This is a genomic window from Agrococcus sp. SL85, assembly GCF_026625845.1.
Taxonomy (GTDB): domain Bacteria; phylum Actinomycetota; class Actinomycetes; order Actinomycetales; family Microbacteriaceae; genus Agrococcus.
In genome coordinates, this window is record NZ_CP113066.1 from 1,923,703 (window position 1) to 1,942,675 (window position 18,973).

At 75.8% G+C, this 18,973-nt stretch carries 15 protein-coding genes and 1 pseudogene; 11 read left to right on the forward strand and 5 right to left on the reverse strand.

Features of this window, described 5'->3' with window-relative positions; all coding sequences use genetic code 11:
* Positions 1 to 72: 72 nt before the first annotated feature.
* Positions 73 to 1,176 (reverse strand): HNH endonuclease, encoded by a 1,104-nt coding sequence (locus OVA14_RS09530; RefSeq protein ID WP_267503656.1) that lies wholly within the window; start codon positions 1,174 to 1,176, stop codon positions 73 to 75.
* Between the two features lie 379 nt (positions 1,177 to 1,555).
* Between OVA14_RS09530 and OVA14_RS09535 the strand changes: the two genes are divergently transcribed.
* The 4 genes from OVA14_RS09535 to OVA14_RS09550 all read left to right on the forward strand — a co-directional run bounded on the left by OVA14_RS09535 (position 1,556) and on the right by OVA14_RS09550 (position 6,236).
* Positions 1,556 to 2,266, forward strand: a complete 711-nt coding sequence (locus tag OVA14_RS09535) for a DNA polymerase (protein WP_267503657.1) — start codon at positions 1,556 to 1,558, stop codon at positions 2,264 to 2,266.
* A 53-nt stretch (positions 2,267 to 2,319) separates the two neighbouring features.
* Positions 2,320 to 3,762, forward strand: a complete 1,443-nt coding sequence (locus tag OVA14_RS09540; RefSeq protein WP_267503658.1) for a GuaB1 family IMP dehydrogenase-related protein — start codon at positions 2,320 to 2,322, stop codon at positions 3,760 to 3,762.
* A gap of 108 nt (positions 3,763 to 3,870) precedes the next feature.
* Positions 3,871 to 5,199 carry a hemolysin family protein gene (locus OVA14_RS09545; protein ID WP_267503659.1) on the forward strand — a complete coding sequence of 443 codons (1,329 nt, stop codon included), beginning with the start codon at positions 3,871 to 3,873 and terminating at the stop codon, positions 5,197 to 5,199.
* Positions 5,196 to 6,236, forward strand: coding sequence for a hemolysin family protein (locus tag OVA14_RS09550; RefSeq protein ID WP_267503660.1), 1,041 nt, complete (start codon positions 5,196 to 5,198; stop codon positions 6,234 to 6,236). The genes OVA14_RS09545 and OVA14_RS09550 overlap by 4 nt, the downstream gene beginning before the upstream one ends.
* A 1,175-nt stretch (positions 6,237 to 7,411) precedes the next feature.
* On the opposite strand, the gene metX is transcribed toward OVA14_RS09550, so the two are convergent.
* Positions 7,412 to 8,608, reverse strand: coding sequence for a homoserine O-acetyltransferase MetX (gene metX / locus OVA14_RS09560; RefSeq protein ID WP_267503661.1), 1,197 nt, complete (start codon positions 8,606 to 8,608; stop codon positions 7,412 to 7,414).
* 82 nt (positions 8,609 to 8,690) lie between these two features.
* Entirely contained in the window at positions 8,691 to 10,091 is a 1,401-nt protein-coding gene (locus OVA14_RS09565) for a bifunctional o-acetylhomoserine/o-acetylserine sulfhydrylase (RefSeq protein WP_420710584.1), read from the reverse strand.
* Between the two features lie 69 nt (positions 10,092 to 10,160).
* On the opposite strand from OVA14_RS09565, the gene OVA14_RS09570 reads away from it, so the two are divergent.
* Positions 10,161 to 10,934, forward strand: coding sequence for an SDR family oxidoreductase (locus OVA14_RS09570; protein ID WP_267503662.1), 774 nt, complete (start codon positions 10,161 to 10,163; stop codon positions 10,932 to 10,934).
* A gap of 27 nt (positions 10,935 to 10,961) precedes the next feature.
* Here OVA14_RS09570 and OVA14_RS09575 read toward each other — a convergent pair whose 3' ends face one another.
* Positions 10,962 to 11,306, reverse strand: a complete 345-nt coding sequence (locus OVA14_RS09575; RefSeq protein WP_267503663.1) for a YciI family protein — start codon at positions 11,304 to 11,306, stop codon at positions 10,962 to 10,964.
* A 33-nt stretch (positions 11,307 to 11,339) separates the two neighbouring features.
* Entirely contained in the window at positions 11,340 to 12,812 is a 1,473-nt protein-coding gene (locus tag OVA14_RS09580) for an MFS transporter (RefSeq protein WP_267503664.1), read from the reverse strand.
* A 47-nt stretch (positions 12,813 to 12,859) separates the two neighbouring features.
* Here OVA14_RS09580 and OVA14_RS09585 point away from each other — a divergent pair, with 47 nt between their 5' ends.
* From OVA14_RS09585 to OVA14_RS09610, 6 genes and pseudogenes are all read left to right on the forward strand, one after another.
* Complete coding sequence (locus tag OVA14_RS09585; protein ID WP_267503665.1) at positions 12,860 to 13,504, forward strand: maleylpyruvate isomerase family mycothiol-dependent enzyme; 645 nt, start codon at positions 12,860 to 12,862, stop codon at positions 13,502 to 13,504.
* A gap of 118 nt (positions 13,505 to 13,622) precedes the next feature.
* A complete protein-coding gene (locus OVA14_RS09590) occupies positions 13,623 to 14,783 on the forward strand; it encodes a glycosyltransferase family protein (protein WP_267503666.1) in 1,161 nt (386 codons plus the stop codon).
* 328 nt (positions 14,784 to 15,111) lie between these two features.
* Positions 15,112 to 15,333 (forward strand): annotated as a pseudogene (locus OVA14_RS09595) (colanic acid biosynthesis glycosyltransferase WcaL); the annotation flags it as partial.
* A 314-nt stretch (positions 15,334 to 15,647) separates the two neighbouring features.
* Positions 15,648 to 15,995, forward strand: coding sequence for a glycosyltransferase (locus tag OVA14_RS09600; RefSeq protein WP_267505555.1), 348 nt, complete (start codon positions 15,648 to 15,650; stop codon positions 15,993 to 15,995).
* Positions 15,995 to 17,101: a glycosyltransferase family 4 protein gene (locus OVA14_RS09605; RefSeq protein ID WP_267503667.1), complete on the forward strand. Its 1,107-nt coding sequence runs from the start codon at positions 15,995 to 15,997 to the stop codon at positions 17,099 to 17,101. The genes OVA14_RS09600 and OVA14_RS09605 overlap by 1 nt, the downstream gene beginning before the upstream one ends.
* Entirely contained in the window at positions 17,098 to 18,918 is a 1,821-nt protein-coding gene (locus OVA14_RS09610) for an ABC transporter ATP-binding protein (protein WP_267503668.1), read from the forward strand. Before OVA14_RS09605 ends, OVA14_RS09610 begins: the two co-directional genes overlap by 4 nt.
* The last annotated feature ends 55 nt before the right edge of the window (positions 18,919 to 18,973 follow it).

Here is an 18,973-nt window from a genome sequence, read left to right on the forward strand (position 1 = left end):
GGGCACGCCGCAGTGCATCCTGCGGCACGGTGCCCTCCAGCATAGTCCGCGCGCGATGTGCGCTGCGCCGGTTCAGCGGGCGAGTCCGAGCGCCGCGAGGTCGACGCCCGCGGCCTCGACGGCGAGCAGCATCACCTCGCGGCGCCAGACGACGCGCGGCTCGAAGCGCAGCGGCATGCCGGCCTCGTGCGGGGTGCGATCGCCCTTCCTGCCGTTGCAGGCGACGCACGCCGTGATCGTGTTGAGCCAGGTCGAGCCGCCGCCGCGGGAGGCGGGCTGGATGTGGTCGATCGTGGCGCCCGGGCCCTCGCAGTACGCGCAGCGGCGGCGGTCGCGGTCGAGCACGCCTCGGCGGCTCCACGGCATCCGGTCGTAGATGCGGGTGTGGGGGATCTGCACGTAGTCGTTGAAGACGACGACGCGCGGCACGGGCATCTCGAACGACTCCGAGCGGATGGTGCCGTCGCCCGCGAGCATGATCTGCGCGCGCTCCTTGACGACGAAGGCCACGGCGCGCTGCAGCGAAGCGACGCCGATCGGCTCGAGCGTCGCGTTGAGCACCACCACCTGCGCAGTCATCGCGTCTCCTGACCAGATCATGCCGCATCCAGGTGTCCGGCACGTGTGCGGAGCGTGACGCGCGCTGCCGTGTCGCCCGGCGGTGTCGGCGCCCGGCAGTACCGTCGCCGCATGGACCTCGCGGTGGCACCGCTCGATCGGGGCGCCCGCATCGCGGTCGCGCGCCTCGTCGGCGACGCCGCGCACGAGGTGCGGGTGCACGCCGCGGCGCGCGTGGGCGACGACGAGCGGCTCGCCGCGCCCGGCGTCCGCATCGTCTGGCAGGACGCCCGCGCGGTCGTGCCGGCGCTCCTCGACACCGGGATCCGCCTCGAGCGCGTGCGCGACCTGCGACTCGTGCACCGCATCCTCGTCGAGGCCCGCGGGCTGCCGCGCGAGGAGCGCTGGGCGCGCACGCTGCGCGGCGGCGACGACGGGCTCTTCTCGCTCGCGCCCGAGCCCGAGGACGTCGCGGCGATCGCGGCCGAGCTCGCGGCGCAGGAGGCGGCGATCGGCGACGACCGGGGCCTCGCGATGCTCGCGGCGGCCGAGTCGATGGGCGCGGTCGTCGCGGTGGAGCTGAGCAGGGAGGGGCTGCCCTTCGATCGCGCCCGCCACGACGCGCTGCTCGTCGAGGCGCTCGGCGAGCGGCCGATCGGCGGCGGCCGGCCGCGGCGCATGGAGGCGCTCGCGGGCGAGGTGCGCGAGGCCCTCGCCGACCCGGGCCTCAACCCCGACTCCCCGCAGGACGTGCTGCGGGCGCTCCGCCGGGCGGGCGTCGACGTGGCCTCCACGGCGCGCTGGGAGCTGCGCGAGCACGAGCACCCGGTGATCGATCCGCTCATCGCCTACAAGCGCATGTCGCGCCTCCACACCGCGAACGGCTGGTCGTGGGCGCAGCGCTGGGCGCGCGAGGACGCCCGCGGCCGCACGCGGCTCGCGATCGAGTACGTGCCGGGCGGCGTCGTCACCGGGCGCTGGGCCACGGAGGGCTCCGGTGCCATGCAGATCGCCCGCGGCATCCGCGCGGCCGTCGCCGCCGAGCCCGGCATGCGGCTCGTCGTCGCCGACGCGGCGCAGGCTGGAGCCGCGGGCGCTCGCGGCGCTCTCGCGCGACGAGGCGCTCGCCGACGCGGCTCGCGGCCGCGACCTCTACCAGGCGCTCGTCGACCGCGGCGTCGTCGACACCCGCGACCACGCGAAGGTCGGCATGCTCGGCGCGCTCTACGGCGGCACGGCGGGGGAGTCGGGCCGGGTGCTGCCGCGGCTCGCGCGCGCCTACCCGGTGGCGATGGGCGCCGTCGAGGCCGCGGCGCGCGCGGGGGAGCGGCGCGAGCGCGTGCGCACGTGGCTCGGCCGCGCCTCGCCCCTGCCGCCGCGCTGGCGCGACGACGAGCGGGGCGTGCGGCAGGCGCGCGCCTGGGGCCGCTTCACCCGCAACTTCGTCGTGCAGGGCACGGCGGCGGAGTGGGCGCTCGCGTGGATGGCGGGCGTGCGCCGCGCGATCCGCGACGTCGAGGGCGCCGCGCTGGTCTGCTTCCTGCACGACGAGGTCATCGTGCAGGCGCCCGCCGAGCGCGCCGAGGAGGTCGCGGAGGCCGTGCGCGAGGCCGCGGCGCTCGCGGGCCGCACGCTCTTCGGCGGCTTCCCGATCGAGTTCCCCGTGCAGGCGCGCGTCGCCCGCGACTGGAGCGAGGGCAAGGGCTGAGCGGGCCACCCGCGCCGGGCGTCCCGCGCCTGGCCAGCGCCTACGCTGGAGGCATGCGGTTCATCGGCGACGTGCCCGAGCACGACCTCACCTACTCCGACGTCTTCCTCGTCCCGAGCCGCTCCGGCGTCGGCTCGCGCATGGGCGTCGACCTCTCGCCCGACGACGGCACGAGCGCCACGCTCCCCATCGTCGCCGCGAACATGAACTCGGTCACCGGCCCCCGTATGGCGGCCGCGCTCGCCCGCCGCGGCGCGCTCGCCGTGCTCACGCAGGACCACGCGCTCGACGACACGATCGCCTCGATCGACTGGGTGAAGGCGCAGCCCATCGGGCTCGCCTCGGCGCACGTCGCCCGCCCCGACGAGACCGTGCAGGCCGTGCTCGAGCGCGTGCCCGCGATCGCCGGCCACGCGGTCGTCGTGGAGGGCGCCGACGGCGGCTTCCTCGGCGCGATCCCCGCCGAGCGCCTCGGGCACGCGCTCGCCGACGCGACGGTCGGAGACCTGCTGCACTCGCGCCTCCCCGAGCTCGCGCCCGCCGACGTCGTCGACGGCCGCGCCATGTTCGCCGCGCTCGAGCGCGAGGGCGTCGAGGTGGCGCCCGTCGTCGAGGACGGCCGCTGCATCGGCGTCGCCTCGCGCCTCGGCGCGCTCCGCGACGACATCTACCGACCGGCGCTCGACGCGCAGGGGCGGCTCTCGGTCGCCGTCGCCGTCGGCATCAACGGCGACCCGGGTGCGAAGGCCGCCGCGCTCGTCGAGGCGGGCGCCGACGTCATCGTCGTCGACACCGCCCACGGCCACCAGGAGGGCATGCTGCGCGCGCTCGAGGCCGTGCGGTCGCGCGTGGGCGACGCCGTGCCCGTCGCGGCCGGCAACATCGTCTCCTCCGACGGCGCGCGCGACCTCGTCGCCGCCGGCGCCTCCATCCTCAAGGTCGGCGTCGGCCCCGGCGCAATGTGCACGACGCGCATGATGACGGCCGTCGGGCGCCCGCAGTTCTCGGCCGTCATGGACACCGCCGCGACCGCGATCGAGCTCGGCGCGCGCGTCTGGGCCGACGGCGGCGTGCGCTACCCGCGCGACGTCGCGCTCGCCCTCGCGGCCGGCGCCTCGAGCGTCATGATCGGCTCCTGGTTCGCCGGCACGATCGAGGCGCCGGGCCGCCTGCAGCGCGACGGGCAGGGGAGGCTCTTCAAGGAGTCGTGGGGCATGGCCTCCACGAAGGCCGTGCTCGGCAGGAACGCCGGCCTCGACGCCTACGAGCTCGCGCGCAAGACGCTCTTCGCCGAGGGCATCTCCTCGTCGACGATCCTGCTCGACCCGCAGCGGCCGAGCGTCGAGGACCTCGTCGACATGATCACCTCCGGCGTGCGCTCCTCGTTCACCTACGCGGGCGCCGACACCGTGCCGGCCTTCCGCGAGCGCGCCCGCGTGGGCGTGCAGTCGGCCGCGGGCTACGAGGAGGGGAAGGCGCTGCCGGTCTCCTGGTAGCGGTCCGCGGCGGCCGTGCCCGGCAGGGGCGCACCGCCGCGCGCCTCGGTAGGATGTCGCCGTGCACGACGAGCCCTGCCATAGTCCCGAGCCGGTCCCCGCGCGCTGATGGACACGATCCTCATCCTGATCGGCGTCGTCCTCACCATCGGGACCGGCCTCTTCGTCGCCAGCGAGTTCTCGCTCGTCAACCTCGACCGCTCCGAGCTCGAGGCACGCCGCGGTCGCGGCGAGCGCCGCCTCGACGGCACCATCGCGGCGCTCAAGCAGACCGCCACCCACCTCTCGAGCGCGCAGCTCGGCATCACCCTCACGACGCTCCTCACGGGCTACACGATGGAGCCCGCGATCTCGCGGCTGCTCACGCCAGTGCTCGTCGGCTGGGGCCTCGCCGAGGGCTTCGCGGCGCCGCTCTCGAGCGTCATCGCCATGACGGGCGCCACGATCCTGTCGATGATCGTCGGCGAGCTCGTGCCCAAGAACCTCGCCCTCGCGAAGCCGCTCGGCACCGCGATCGGCGTGACCCCCTTCCAGCGCGCCTTCACCGCGGTCTTCAAGCCCGCCGTGCTCGGCCTCAACGGCTCGGCCAACGGCATCCTGCGCTCCATGGGCCTCGAGCCCAAGGAGGAGCTCTCGGGCGCGCGCACCGCGGAGGAGCTCTCGACCCTCGTGCGCCGCAGCGCCACCGAGGGCGCGCTCGACGCGGACGCCGCGACGCTCCTCGCCCGCACCCTGCGGTTCTCGGAGCTGAGCGCGGGCGACGTCATGACCCCGCGCCCGCGCGTGCAGGCCGTCGACCGCGGCGCGAGCGTCGCCGACCTCGTCGCGCTCTCGCGCGCCACGGGCCTCTCGCGCTTCCCCGTCATCGACGGCGACCTCGACGACGTGCTCGGCATCGCCCACATCAAGCAGGCGATCTCGGTGCCGCGCGAGCGCCGGGCGGAGGTGCCCGTCGGCGCGATCGCCGAGGAGCCCCACCGCGTGCCGGAGTCCGTGCACCTCGACGCGCTGCTCTCGGACCTCAAGGAGCGCGGCTACCAGCTGGCGATCGTCGTCGACGAGTACGGCGGCACCGCGGGCATCGCGACGCTCGAGGACCTCGTCGAGGAGGTCGTGGGCGAGGTGGCCGACGAGCACGACCGCCTCCACGTCGAGGTCGTGCGCGGCCCGGGCTGGGTCACCTTCCCCGGCGCCTTCCGCCCCGACGAGCTGCTCGAGCGCGCGCGCATCGAGGTGCCCGAGGACGGCCCCTACGAGACGATCGGCGGCTACATCATGGCCGAGCTCGGCACGGTGCCCGCGGTGGGCGACGAGGTCGCGATCGCCGCAGGCACGCTGCGGGTCGAGCGCGTCGACGGCCGTCGCGTCGAGCGCGTGCGCTTCGTGGAGCGCCAGACGGATGCGTCGGCGCGCGAGGACGAGGGGGCGCGGCGATGAACGACTGGCTCGGCATCCTGTGGCTCGTCATCCTGCTCGCGGCCAACGCCTTCTTCGTCGGCGCCGAGTTCGCCGTGATCTCGGCCCGCCGCTCGCAGATCGAGCCGCTCGCCGATCGCGGCAACCGGGCGGCGAGGCTCGCGCTCTACGCCATGGAGCACGTCTCGCTCATGCTGGCCATGTGCCAGCTCGGCATCACGATCTGCTCGCTCCTCATCCTCAACGTCTCCGAGCCCGCGATCCACCACCTGCTCGAGGGCCCGCTCTCGTGGACGGGCCTCAGCGAGGAGGTCGTCTCGGTGACGGCCTTCGTCATCGCGCTGCTGCTCGTCACCTACCTGCACGTCGTGCTCGGCGAGATGGTGCCGAAGAACGCGGCGTTCTCGGTGCCGGACCGCGCCGTGCTGCTGCTCGCGCCCCCGCTCGTGCTCATCTCGCGCATCTTCCGACCGATCATCTGGCTCATGAACGCGATCGCGAACGGCATCCTGCGGCTGTTCCGCGTGGAGCCCGTGGACGAGGCGGCGAGCGCGTTCACGATCGACGAGGTCGAGACGATCGTCGAGACCTCGAAGCGCGAGGGCGTGCTCTTCGACCCGACGGGCGCGATCTCGCGCGCGTTCGAGTTCACCGAGCGGCGCGTGCGCGACGTCGCGCTGCCGCTCGACGAGATCGTCTCGCTGCCCCAGGGCGCGACGACCGCCGACGTCGAGCGCGCCGTGCGCGAGCGCGGCTTCTCGCGCTACGTCATCACCGACGCCGCGGGCGGCCCCGTCGGCTACGTCCACATCAAGGACGTGCTGGGCGCCGACGACGACGAGGTCGACGAGCCCGTGCCGTCGAAGCGCATCCGCCAGCTGGCCTCGATCTACCAGGAGGCCGAGGTCGAGGACGCGCTCGCGCTCATGCGCTCCACGGGCGCGCACGTCGCGCGGTCGTTCGACGCGCAGGGCGAGACGACGGGCCTGCTGTTCCTGGAGGACATCATCGAGGAGCTCGTGGGCGAGGTGCGCGACGCCACCCGGAGGCTGTTCTGAGCCGCGACCGCGCGTGGATGTGGACGGCCTTCGGCGGCGTCCACGCCCTGCTGGCGCTGCTGAACGCCCCGCAGGTCTCGGACGCCTACGGCGACGTGCTCTCCGTCTACACGTGGTGGGTGGCGCAGGCCGAGGCAGGCTCGGTGCTGGGCATCGACGCGCCGTGGGTGTACCCGCTGCTCGCGTGGGCGCCGATCGCGGTCGCGAACGTGCTCGGCCCTGGGGCGCTGCCGGTCGTGTGGATGCTGCTCGTGACGGCGCTCGACGCGGTCGCGTTCGCGCTGCTCCTCACGATCCCGCGCGGGCACGTGCTCGCCTGGACCTGGCTCGGGCTGCTCGTGGCGCTCGGGCCCGTCGCGCTCGCGCGCATCGACACCGTCGCGGTGGCGCTCTCGATCATCGCGGTCGCGCTGCTGCGCCGGGGCCGCCACGGCACCGCCGCGGCGCTGCTGACCGCGGCCGCGTGGATGAAGGTGTGGCCGGGCGCGCTCTGGCTCGCGCTCCTCATCGCGCGCCGCCGCCGCCTCACGACGATCGGGGCCGGCGCGGCCGTCTCCGCGGCGGTGCTGGGGATCGCGGCGCTGCTCGGCTCGGGCCACGTGCTCTCGTTCCTCACCGAGCAGGGCGACCGGGGCCTCCAGATCGAGGCCGTGGCGGCGACGCCGTGGCTGTGGCAGGCGGCGCTCGGCGGCGACGCCGTCGTGCGCTTCGACCAGCAGATCTACACCTTCCAGGTCTCCGGGGCCGGGGTGCAGGAGGTCGCGGCGCTCGCGACGCCGGTGCTCGTGGCGGTCGTCGCCCTCGTGTGCGCGCTCGGCGTCGTCGCGGTGCGGCGCTCGCACGCGCAGGAGGCGACCGTGTGGCTCGCCGTCGCGATCGTCGCCGCGATGATCGTCACGAACAAGGTGGGCTCGCCGCAGTTCGTGACGTGGCTGACCGTGCCGGCGCTGCTGCTCGCCGAGGCCGGGGCGCGGCGCCACTGGCGCGCGGTCGCGGCGATCGGCGCGGTCGCGGTGGCGACGCAGCTGCAGTTCCCGTGGACGTACGACGCGCTCGTGCTCGCCGACCCGGGCGCCGTGCTGCTGCTGACGATCCGCAACGCCCTGCACGTCGCGATCCTCGGCGGCGCCGTCTGGATGCTCGTGCGGGCCGCGCGGCGCGGCCCCTTCGCCGTCTCAGGCGAGGAGCGGCGCGAGCAGGTCGCCCACGCGCTCGCGCTCGATGAGGAAGCCGTCGTGGCCGAAGCCGCTCTCGAGCACGACGGGCTCCGCGCCCGACACGCTCGTCGCGATGCCGGCGGCGAGCCGCTGCTGGTCGGCGACGGGGAAGAGCCGGTCGCTCGAGATCCCGACGACGAGCGTCGGTGAGGTGACGCGCGCGAGCGCGGCCTCGACGCCGCCGCGCCCGCGGCCCACGTCGTGCGTCGACATCGCGTCGACGAGGCGCACGTAGGAGCCCGCGTCGAAGCGGCGCACGAAGCGGTTGCCGTGCACGTCGAGGTACGACTCCACCTGGAACCTGCCGCCCGCGAGCGGGTCGACGCTCGACTGCCACGCGCGCTCGAACCGCTCGTTCAGCTCGTGCTGGGAGCGGTAGCCGAGCATCGCCATCCGGCGCGCGAGCGCGAGGCCGCGCGCGGGTCCCGCGTGGCCGGGGAGGTCGTAGAAGTCGCCGCCGAGCCACCCCGGATCGGTCGTCACCGCCTCGATCTGCAGGGCGTTGCCGGCGATCTGGTCGGCGGAGGTCGCGGCGTTCGACGCGAAGAGCGCCGTCGCGCCGACGCGGTCGGGGTGCGCGATCGCCCACTCGAGCGCGTGCATGCCGCCCATCGAGCCGCCGACGACGGCGCGCCAGCGGCCGATGCCGAGGTGGTCGGCGAGGCGCCGTTGCGCCTCCACCTGGTCGCGGATCGTGACGCGCGGGAACCGCGAGCCCCACTCGCGGCCGTCCGGCGCGGGCGTCGCGGGGCCCGTGGAGCCCTGGCAGCCGCCCAGCATGTTGGGCGCCACGACGAAGAGCCGGTCGGTGTCGATCGCGAGGCCGGGTCCCACGACCTCCTCCCACCAGCCGGAGGTCGCGTGGCCGGGCCCGGCCGCGCCGCGCACGTGGCTGTCGCCCGTGAGGGCGTGCAGCACGAGCACGGCGTTGTCGCGCGCGGGGGAGAGGGCGCCCCAGGTCTCGTAGGCGAGGACGGCGCCGCGGATCGTGCCGCCCGCCTCCGCGTCGATGTCGCCGATGCGGGCGAACGAGCGCGAGCCGGGGTCGTCGCCGGGCCGCCACGCGCCCGTGACGGGCACGGGCGTGCGGTCGACGAGGCGGGCGGCGGGCACCGCGGAGAGGTGCTGCGCGTTCTCGCTCAGCTGCCAGTCCATGGGTGCCCGCCGCCCGTCGTGAGGTGAGGTGTCGTGAGGTGTGGTGCGGTGTGGTGCGCTGTCCGGCGCGTGCCGGCGCGGCTCAGGCCGCGGCCTCGAGCGCCTTCGCCTTCGCCGAGGCGGCCTCGAGGCCGGCCGTGAGGTCGGCGATGAGGTCGTCGGCGTGCTCGATGCCCACCGAGAGCCGCACGAGGCCGGGCGTGACGCCCGCCGTGAGCTGCTGCTCGGGCGTCAGCTGCGCGTGCGTCGTCGAGGCCGGGTGGATGACGAGCGAGCGCACGTCGCCGATGTTCGCGAGGTGGCTGAAGAGCCGCAGCTCCTCGACGAGCGCCTTGCCGGCCTCCACGCCGCCCACGAGCTCGAACGACAGCACCGCGCCCGCGCCGCGGGGCGCGATCTCCTGCTGGCGCGCGTGCCAGGGGCTCGACGGCAGGCCCGCGTAGTGCACGGCGGCGACCTGCGGGTGCTGCTCGAGGAACTGCGCGACCCTCGTGGCGTTCTCGACGTGGCGGTCGAGGCGCAGCGAGAGCGTCTCGATGCCCTGCAGCAGCTGCCAGGCCGTGTCGGGGGAGGCGGCGGCGCCCACGTCGCGCAGCAGCGTCACGCGCGCCTTGATGATGTAGGCGATCGCGTCGCCGAGCGCCTCCGTGTAGGTGACGCCGTGGTACGACTCGTCGGGCGTCGTGAGGCCCGGGAACCTGTCGGACTGCGACCACGCGAAGCGGCCGCCGTCGACGATCGCGCCCGCGACGACCGAGCCGTGGCCGCCGAGGAACTTCGTGGCCGAGTGGACGACGATGTCGGCGCCGTGCTCGAGCGGGCGGATGAGGTAGGGCGTGGCGATCGTGTTGTCGACGATGAGCGGCACGCCGGCGTCGTGGGCGACGGCGGCGACGCCCGCGATGTCGAGCAGGTCGATGCGAGGGTTGCCGACGGTCTCGCCGAAGAGCAGCTTCGTGTTCGGGCGGATGGCGCGACGCCACTCGTCGAGGTCGTCCTGGTCCTCGACGAAGGTCACCTCGATGCCGAGGCGGCGGAGCGTGAAGTTGAAGAGGTTGTAGGTGCCGCCGTAGATCGACGACGACGAGACGATGTGGTCGCCGGCGCCCGCGATGTTCAGCACCGCGAACGACTCGGCGGCCTGGCCGGAGGCGAGCAGCAGCGCCGCGGTGCCGCCCTCGAGCGCGGCGAGACGCTGCTCGACCACGTCGTTCGTGGGATTCATGATCCGGGAGTAGATGTTGCCGAACTCGGCGAGGCCGAAGAGCCGCGCCGCGTGGTCGGTGCTGTCGAAGACGTACGACGTCGTGCGGTAGACGGGCGTGACGCGCGCCTTGGTGGTGGGGTCCGGCTGCGCGCCGGCGTGGACCTGCAGGGTCTCGAACTTCCAGTCGCTCATGGGGGTCTCCTCCGTCGAAAGCGTGCGCCCACGGTAGGGAGGCGGAGGCGGTGCGCGGAAGCGGCCCCCGTCGCAGTTCGTCACAGTCGGGCCCGACCGCGCGTCGGCGCAGTCCGGCCCGCGCTGTCTGACCTCCTGTGCTTCGATGGCCCCATGAGCGAGAAGCGGATCATCGTCACCGGCGCGTCGAGCGGCATCGGGGAGGCGGTCGCGCGTCACGCGGCCGCCCGCGGCTGGCAGGTGCTCGCGGTGGCGCGGCGGCAGGAGCGCCTCGACGCGCTCGCCGCCGACATCGGCTGCCAGGTGCTCGCGGCCGACCTCACCGACGAGGGCGACGTCGCGCGCCTCGCCGAGGCGGCGGCGGCGTTCCAGCCCACCTCGCTCGTGAACGTCGCCGGCGGCGCGAAGGGCGCGGCAGAGATCGCCGAGACGACGCTCGAGGACTGGCGGTGGATGTTCGAGTCGAACGTCATCGCCGTCAAGCGCGTCCTCGACGCCGTGCTGCCGCTGCTGCGCGACGCCACGCGCGACGGCGGCTACGCCGAGATCATGACGGTCACGTCGATCGCCGCGACCGTGCCCTACACGGGCGGCTCCGGCTACAACGCCGCGAAGGCCGCCGAGAAGCAGCTCGTCGACGTGCTGCGCCTCGAGCTGCAGGGCGAGCCGATCCGGGTCATGGAGGTCGCGCCGGGCATGGTCTGGACCGAGGAGTTCTCGCTCGTGCGCTTCGGCGGCGACCAGGCGAAGGCCGACGCCGTCTACCAGGACGTGCAGGACCCGCTCACGGCCGACGACGTCGCGCGCGTGATGACCGACATCCTCGCGCTCCCCGGCCACGTCTCGGTCGACGAGACGATCATCAAGCCCGTCGCGCAGACGCACCCGTGGCGGGTGCACAAGGGCCCGCTCGTCGCGAAGGGCTGACCGGGCCCCGCCGCGCGCTCCGGGCGGTCAGCCGATGACCCCGCCGGAGTGCACGAGCCGCACCTCGACGCCGTCCGCGCCGCGGATCGCGGGGTTCGTGCCCGCGATCGCGAGCGCCTCGTCGCCGTCGGCGGCCTCGATGACGTAGACGCCCGCCACCACCTGCGGCGCGTCGACGAAGGGGCCCTCGGTCACGCCGTCCGCGCGGATCGACCGGGCGAGGGCGCGCGGCGTGAACGCGTAGGCGACGCGCATCGCGCCCGAGGCCGCCATCTCGTCGCCGTGCGCGTTCGGCTCGGCGAGGTCCTCCTCGGTGGCGTCGAGGTCGTGGGCGGAGTCGCCCGCGTAGATGAGCACGGCGTACTGCGGCATGGTGCCTCCCGGTCGGCGGTGGTCGTCCCGGGCTCAGGATGCCGCGGCCGAGGCGTCGTCCGCCAGGGCCTCCTCGACCGGCTCCGGGTCGGCGAACGCGAGCCGCGGCACCGCCACGAGGCCGACGGCCGCCACCAGCGCGGTGACGCCGCACACGATCCACACCGTGAGGTAGCCGCCGAGCGACGCGGCCGTGCCGACCGCGCCCACCGCGAGCACGATCGCGAAGACCGACGAGGCGAACGAGCCGCCGATCGTCTTCGTCGTGTTCGTCATCGCGGTCGCGACGCCCGTCTGGCCGCGCGGCGCGGCGGCGGCCGCTGCGGCGGGCATCGCGCCCACGAGCGCGCCCGAGCCGACGCCCGCGATCGCCATGCACGCGAACACCTGCCACACCTCCCGGTGGAACGGCACGAGCAGCAGGTAGCCGACGCCGACGAGCGTGGCCGCGGCGATGAGCAGCGTGCGCGGCCGCAGGCGCCGCGACAGCACGGCGAGGGCGGTCGCGCCGACGATGAGCGAGAGCAGGTAGACGCCGATGAGGATCGAGCGGCCCGAGGCGTCGAGCCCCAGGCCGTAGCCGAGCGCGGGGTCGGTGCCGGCGTAGGTCGCGAGCGGCGTCTGCGCGCCGAGCAGGCTCACGCCCACGAGGCCCGCGGTGAGCTGCACGGGCCACATCTCCGGCCGCCGCATGACGCGCAGGTCGATCGCGGGATCGCGGCGGCCCAGCACCCAGCGGCCGAAGGGCAGGAGCAGCAGCACGCCGACGAGGATCACGAGCCACGCCCACCACGCGCCCGCGCCGTTCAGCTTCAGGAACGTGAGGCCCGAGGTGATCGTGAGGAGCGAGAGCGCGAGCAGCACGAAGCCGCCCGCGTCGAGGCTGCGGCCGGGCAGCGGCTCGGACTCGGGCACGCCCCACAGCACGGCGAAGAAGCACAGCGTCACCACGACGGCCGGCACGGCGAGCGTCGGCACCATCTGCTCGCCGAACGCCCCGAAGGCGACGGCGGCGCCGAGCGCGCCCACGATCGCGCCCGCCTCGAGCGCGATGACGAGGAGGCCCGCCGCGCGCCGCGTCGTCGACGGCGCGGAGGCCGTGCGGCGCCCGCGGTCGAAGATGAGCGCCACCTCGAGCGGCAGCCACACCGCGTACGCGCCCTGCAGCGAGAACGCCAGGAGGTACCCCCAGAAGTCGCCCGCGAAGGCCATCCACCAGCTCGCGCCCGCCGTGATCGCGGTGGCGACGAGCAGCATCCGCTTGTGGCCGTGCATGTCGCCGAGCTTCGCGAGCACCGGCACGATGAGCGCCGACAGCAGCAGCTGGCCCGCCTCGAACCAGTTGACGTCGGCGTCCGCGATCGAGAGGTGGCGGGCGATGTCGGTCGTGAGCGTCACGTACCAGCCCTGCAGGAGGCCGCTCGTGAGCTCGACGACGACGAGCCAGCCGATGAGGGCCAGGGGCACGGCACGGGTGGCGCGCACCGCCGCCGATCGCTGCGTCATGGCTGCATCCTGGCACCGGTCGGCGCGGGCGGGCCTAGCGTGGGGGCATGCCGCGCCGAACCGACCTGCACCCGTCCGAGCTCTGGGACGCCGTCCACGTGGAGCGCCGCGCGCTCATCGCCGACCTGCAGCGGATCGAGGACACCGACTGGGACGCGCCGAGCGGCTGCGCGGGATGGAGCGTGCACGACGTCGCCGCGCACCTCGTCGACGTGTGGACGACGACGCGGCTCGGCTTCGCCCGGCGCCTCGTGGCCGCGGGCCTCGACTTCGACCGCGACAACCGGCGGGGCGTCGAGCGGGAGCGGCGCGCGACGCCCGCCGCGACGCTCGCGGCGATGCGCGCGGCCGCGGGCCGCACGGACACGCCGCCCGCGCCGCTCGCGAGCCGGCTCGTGGAGGAGATCGCGCACGGCGACGACATCCGCCGCCCGCTCGGCATCGCGCACCCCTACCCGCTCGGCGCGGTGCTGCCCGCGCTCGACCACCAGCTCGCGACGCCCGCGCGGCTCGGCGGCGCGAAGGAGCGCATGGGCGGGCTGCGGCTCGTCGCGACCGACGCGCGCCTACGCCGCGGCGACGGTTCCGAGGTGCGCGGCACCGCGCTCGCGCTCCTGCTCGTCGCGACGGGCCGCGACGTCGCGCTCGACGAGCTGTCAGGGCCCGGCGCGTCCCTCCTGCGCGGCGCCTGAGCCGCCGGGCACCGGCGCCGCAGGGCGGCGTGAGAGCGTTCTCATGGTCGTGTCATGAGGATCGCCGCGGGGCCGAGCACGCTGTGCGGACGACAGCAGCTCGGCACGAGGAGACCCCATGGCAATCCGCATCGTCCTGTCCTCCCACGACTCCGCGGGGCTCGGGCACCTCAGGCGCAACCTCGCGCTCGCGCACGCCCTCGCCCGCGGCCTCGACGAGCCCGTCTCGGGGCTCCTCATCGCGGGCCGCCCGGAGGCGGCGGAGTTCGAGGCGCCGGAGGGCTGGGACTGGCTCATCCTGCCGGGCATCGAGCGCACCGCGACCGGCTACGGCGCCCGCGCGATCGACGCGGGCCTCGAGGAGCTGACGAGGCTCCGCGGCCGCATCGTGCTCTCGGCCGTGCGCGCATTCGCGCCCGACCTCGTCATCGTCGACCGGCACCCCTTCGGCGTGGAGCGGGAGCTCGCGCCCGCGCTCCACGCGCTGCGCGTCGAGCGGCCCGGCTGCCGCGTCGTGCTGGGCCTGCGCGACGTGCTCGACGCGCCCGAGGTCGTGCAGCGCGAGTGGCACGCCGTGGGCGGCGTAGGGGCGCTGCGCAGCGTGCTCTCGGCGATCTGGGTCTACGGCGACCCGCGCATCCACGACCTCGTCGGCTCGGGCGAGCTGCCCGAGGAGCTGCGGCACCTCGTCGCCCACACCGGCTACCTCGCGACCGGCAGGCACGCGGGCCACGCGATCGAGATGCAGGCGCCCTACGTGCTCACGACCGTGGGCGGCGGCGTCGACGGCGTCGAGCTCGCCGCCGCCGCGGCCGCCGCCCCCATGCCGCAGGGCGTCGCGCACCTCGTCGTCACGGGGCCGCAGATGCCGGCGGAGGACCGCCGCCGCGTCCGCGAGGCGGCCCGACCCGGCGTGCGGGTGCTCCGGCGCGTGCCCGACGCGCTGCCGCTCATGCGTCGGGCGGAGGCCGTGGTGAGCATGGGCGGGTACAACACCGTGTGCGAGCTCATGACGACCTCCACACCCGCCCTCGTCGTGCCGCGCGCGCACCGCCGCGCCGAGCAGCGCCTCCGCGCCGAGGCGCTCGCGGCCGCGGGCGCCGTCGACGCGCTGCGCGAGCCGCCCACACCGGAGGCCATCGGCCGCTGGGTCGCGGGGGCCGCCGGCCGTCGCGTGGCGCGCGAGGGCATCGACCTCGACGGCCTCGGCGTCGTGCCGCGGCTCGCGGCCGCCCTGCTCGCCGCCCGCCCGCAGGAGGTGCTCCGTGTCGCCGTCTGAGCCGAGCGGGACGGTCTGCTACGTCGTGAAGGTCTACCCGCGGTTCTCCGAGACCTTCATCGTCACCGAGGTGCTCGCCCGAGAGGCGCAGGGCGAGCGCATCGCGATCGCGGCGCTGCGCCCCACGGACGACGCGCGGTTCCACCCGGAGCTCGCGCGCGTGCAGGCGCCCGTGCACCACCTGCCCAGGCCGCAGCGCCCCTCGGCCCTGTGGGAGCTGCTGCGCGGGGCCGACGAGGCGCTCGCGGCGGCGATCGCGCGGGAGCTGCCCGCGCTCCTCGCCGCCGACGTCGACGACGCCGCGCAGGCCGTGGCGCTCGCGGCGCTCGTGCGGCGCGAGGGCTACGCGCACCTCCACGCGCACTTCGCGAGCTCCGCGACCGCGGTCGCCCGCCTCGCCGCCCGCCTCGCGGGCGTGCCGTACTCGTGCACCGCGCACGCGAAGGACATCTTCCACGAGAGCGTCCGCCTCGACGACCTGCGGGAGCGGATGGGGGAGGCCGCCTACGTCGCGACGGTCAGCGAGTACAACGTGCGGCACCTGCGCGCGCTCCTGCCCGAGCACGCGGGGCGCATCCACCTCGTGCGCAACGGCATCGAGCTCGCGCGCTTCCCGTACCGTCCGCCCGCGCCGCGGGTCGGCCCGCTGCGGGTGCTCGCCGTCGGGCGCCTGGTGGAGAAGAAGGGCTTCGACGTGCTGCTGCGCGCGCTCGCGGCGGCCCGCGCGCTCGGCGTCGACGCGACGCTCGACCTCGCGGGCGACGGCGAGGCTCGCGGGCGAGCTCGCGCGCCTCGTCGCGGCGCTCGGCCTCGAGGGGGCCGCGCGCCTGCTCGGCCCCGTGCCGCAGGACCGCGTCGCCGAGCCTGCTCGAGCGCGCCGACCTCTTCGCCGCGCCCTGCGTCGTCGGGGCCGACGGCAACGCCGACGGCCTGCCCACGGTGCTCCTCGAGGCGATGGCCACGGGCGTGCCCTGCGTCGCGACGGCCGTGACGGGCATCCCGGAGGTCGTCGTCGACGGCCGCACGGGCATCCTGCTCGAGCCCGGCGACGTCGACGCGCTCGCCGACGCCATCGCGCGCGTGGCCGGCGGCGCGGTCGACGTCGCGGCGCTCGCCGCCGAGGCGCGGGCGCTCGTCGAGCGCCTCCACGACGCGCCGCGGGCGGCCGCCGCGCACCGGGCGCTCATGCCCGTGCTCGAGGGGAGCCGCTGATGCGCGTCGCCTACGTCTGCGCCGATCCCGGCATCCCCGTGCTCGGCACCAAGGGCGCCTCGGTGCACGTGCGGGCCGTCGTGCGCGAGCTCGTGCGCCGCGGCCACGAGGTGACCGTGCACTGCACCCGCAGGGGCGACGGCGAGGCCTCGCTGCTGGGCGGCGCCGCGCTCGTCGTGCACCCCGTGGCGGCCGGTCCCGTCGCCGATCGCGAGCGGGCGATCGCCGCGGCTGCGGCCGCGATCGCCCGGGCCGTCGCGGCGGAGGCGCCCGACCTTGTCTACGAGCGCTACGCGCTCTTCTCGGACGCGGCCGCGCGCATCGGCGCGCCCTCGGTGCTCGAGGTCGACGCGCCGCTCGTCGAGGAGCAGGCGACCCATCGCGAGCTCGCCGACGCGGCCGGGGCGCTCGCGACGACCCGCAGGGCGCTCGCGGCCGCCGACGTCGTCGCATGCGTCTCCCGGCCGCTCGTCGCCTGGGCCGAGGCGCTCGGCGCCGCGCGCTGCGTGCTCGCGCCCAACGGCGTCGACCTCGCCGCGCATCCGCCCAGGGCCCGCCGGGGCGGCGCGACCCTCGAGGCCGTCTTCGTCGGCACGATCCGGCCCTGGCACGGGCTCGAGACGGCGATCGAGGCGATGGCCGGGCTCGAGGGCGTGCGCCTCACGGTCGTCGGCGACGGGCCGGCGCTCCCGGCGCTGCGCGAGCGCGCGCGGGCCCTCGGCGCGAGCGTGCGCTGGCTCGGCGCGCTGCCGCACGAGGCCGTGCCCGCGGTGCTCGCGGGCATGGATGCGGGCCTCGCGCCCTACCCCTCGGCCGCGGCCCGCTACTTCTCGCCGCTCAAGGTCGTCGAGTACCTCGCGGCGGGCCTCGCGGTGGTCGGCTCGGCCCTGCCCCAGGTGACCGACGTCGTCGACGACCGCACGGGCCTCCTCGTGCCGCCCGACGACCCGGCCGCGCTCGCCGGCGCCCTCGTGGCGCTCCGCGACGACCGGGACGCGCTCGAGCGGCGCTGCGCCGCCGCCCGCGCCGACGCCGAGGCCCGGCACGCGTGGAGCGCGGTCGTCGACCGCATCCTCGCCGCGATGCCCGCGGGGGTGCGCGCATGAGCCGCCCCCGCATCCTCCGCCGCCGGGGCGCGACGGGGCCCTCGCCGCTGCGCCGCACGCTCGCGATCGCGCGGCCGCACCTGGCCGAGCACCGGTGGCTGCTGCTCGGCGGGCTCGGCGCCATGCTCCTCGTCGTCGCCCTGCGGGTCGCCGAGCCGTGGCCCGTGAAGCTCGTCATCGACGCCGTGAGCGCGAGCCTCGGCGCCGACGGGGGCGCGATCGCCGGGCATCCTCCCGCGACCCTCGAGCTGCTGCTCTCGTGCGGGCTGCTCGTGCTGGGCCTCGTGCTGCTGCGCGCGCTCATGCAGTTCGTCTCCACGGTCGCGTTCGCGCTCGCCGGCTCGCGCGTGGCCACGAGCATCCGCTCGCGCCTCTTCGCGCACCTGCAGCGGCTGAGCGCGCGCTACCACGCGCGCGCCCCGCAGGGCGACACGGTGCAGCGCCTCGTGGGCGACATCGGCCGCCTCCAGGAGGTCGCGGTCACGGCGGGCCTGCCGCTCGTCGGCGACCTGCTGACGCTCGTGGCGCTCGCGGTCGTGATGGCGGTGCTCGATCCGGTGCTCGCGCTCGTGGTGCTCGCCGCCTCGCTCGGCTTCCTGCTGCTCTCGCGCGGCGGCACCGGCCGGATCACCGCGGCCGCGCGCCGCACGCGCAGGGGCGAGGGCCGCATCGCCGACCTCGCGGCCGAGACGCTCGGCGCCATCCGAGTCGTGCACGCCTACGGCCTTGAGGGCGCGCGCGGCGAGACCTTCGAGCGCGGCAACCGACGGGTGCTCGGGCAGGGTGTCGAGGCCAAGCGGCTCGCGGCCGCGCTCGAGCGCGGCACCGACGTCATCGTCGGCCTCGCCTTCGCCGTGGTGCTCGTCGTGGGCGGGCTCCGCGTCGTCGACGGCGCGATCACCCCCGGCGACCTCGTGCTCTTCACCACCTACCTGAAGCTCTCGCTCCGGCCCATCCGCGACCTCGCGAAGCACACGGGCCGCATCGCGCGGGCCCTCGCCTCCGGCGAGCGCGTCGCCGACCTGCTCGACGAGCCGGCCGAGATCGTCGACCGGCCGGGCGCGCTCCGCCTCGGCAGGGCGCGCGGCGCCGTCTCGCTCGACGGCGTGCGGGTGCGCGACGGCCACGGCAGGCCGCTCCTCGACGGCCTCTCGCTCGCGGTCGAGCCGGGCTCGCGCGTGTGCATCGTGGGCCCCTCGGGCGCGGGGAAGTCGACGCTCGTCGGGCTCCTCACGCGGGCGACCGACCCCGAGTCGGGGGTCGTGCGGCTCGACGGCCTCGACGTGCGCGACGCGACGCTCGAGTCGCTGCGCGCCAACGTGGCGGTCGTGCTGCAGGAGGCCGTGCTCTTCCGCGGCACGGTGCGCGAGAACATCCGGCTCGGCCGCCGCGGCGCCACCGACGAGGAGGTCGAGGAGGCCGCGCGCCGCGCGCTCGCGCACGACTTCATCGCTGCGCTGCCGGAGGGGTACGACACCGAGCTGGGCACGCGGGGCGAGACGCTCTCGGGCGGCCAGCGGCAGCGCATCGCGATCGCGAGGGCGCTGCTGCGCGACGCGCCGGTCGTCGTGCTCGACGAGCCGACCACGGGCCTCGACCCGCGCGCGGCCGCGGCGGTGTCCGCCTCGATCCGCTCGCTCACCGAGCGCCGCACGACGATCGCGATCTCGCACGACCCCGTGGCGCTGCGCGGCGCCGACCGCGTGCTGTGGCTCGAGGACGGCCGCATCGTCGAGGACGGCAGGCCCGAGGAGCTGCTGGCCGATCCGGGCTCGCGGGTGCGCGGGTTCCTGGTGGGCGCGGGGGCGGGGGCATGAGCGGCGCGCCCTCGGCGGCCGCCGCTGCCGCCTCGATCGCGGCCAGGGAGCCGCG

Bases quoted from the DNA above. Each gene is read 5' to 3' on its own strand.
- OVA14_RS09540 (WP_267503658.1), top strand. From the start codon at position 2,320: ATGCGGTTCATCGGCGACGTGCCCGAGCACGACCTCACCTACTCCGAC.
- OVA14_RS09545 (WP_267503659.1), top strand. From the start codon at position 3,871: ATGGACACGATCCTCATCCTGATCGGCGTCGTCCTCACCATCGGGACC.
- OVA14_RS09550 (WP_267503660.1), top strand. From the start codon at position 5,196: ATGAACGACTGGCTCGGCATCCTGTGGCTCGTCATCCTGCTCGCGGCC.
- metX (WP_267503661.1), bottom strand. From the start codon at position 8,608: ATGGACTGGCAGCTGAGCGAGAACGCGCAGCACCTCTCCGCGGTGCCC.
- OVA14_RS09570 (WP_267503662.1), top strand. From the start codon at position 10,161: ATGAGCGAGAAGCGGATCATCGTCACCGGCGCGTCGAGCGGCATCGGG.
- OVA14_RS09575 (WP_267503663.1), bottom strand. From the start codon at position 11,306: ATGCCGCAGTACGCCGTGCTCATCTACGCGGGCGACTCCGCCCACGAC.
- OVA14_RS09580 (WP_267503664.1), bottom strand. From the start codon at position 12,812: ATGACGCAGCGATCGGCGGCGGTGCGCGCCACCCGTGCCGTGCCCCTG.
- OVA14_RS09585 (WP_267503665.1), top strand. From the start codon at position 12,860: ATGCCGCGCCGAACCGACCTGCACCCGTCCGAGCTCTGGGACGCCGTC.
- OVA14_RS09590 (WP_267503666.1), top strand. From the start codon at position 13,623: ATGGCAATCCGCATCGTCCTGTCCTCCCACGACTCCGCGGGGCTCGGG.
- OVA14_RS09605 (WP_267503667.1), top strand. From the start codon at position 15,995: ATGCGCGTCGCCTACGTCTGCGCCGATCCCGGCATCCCCGTGCTCGGC.
- OVA14_RS09610 (WP_267503668.1), top strand. From the start codon at position 17,098: ATGAGCCGCCCCCGCATCCTCCGCCGCCGGGGCGCGACGGGGCCCTCG.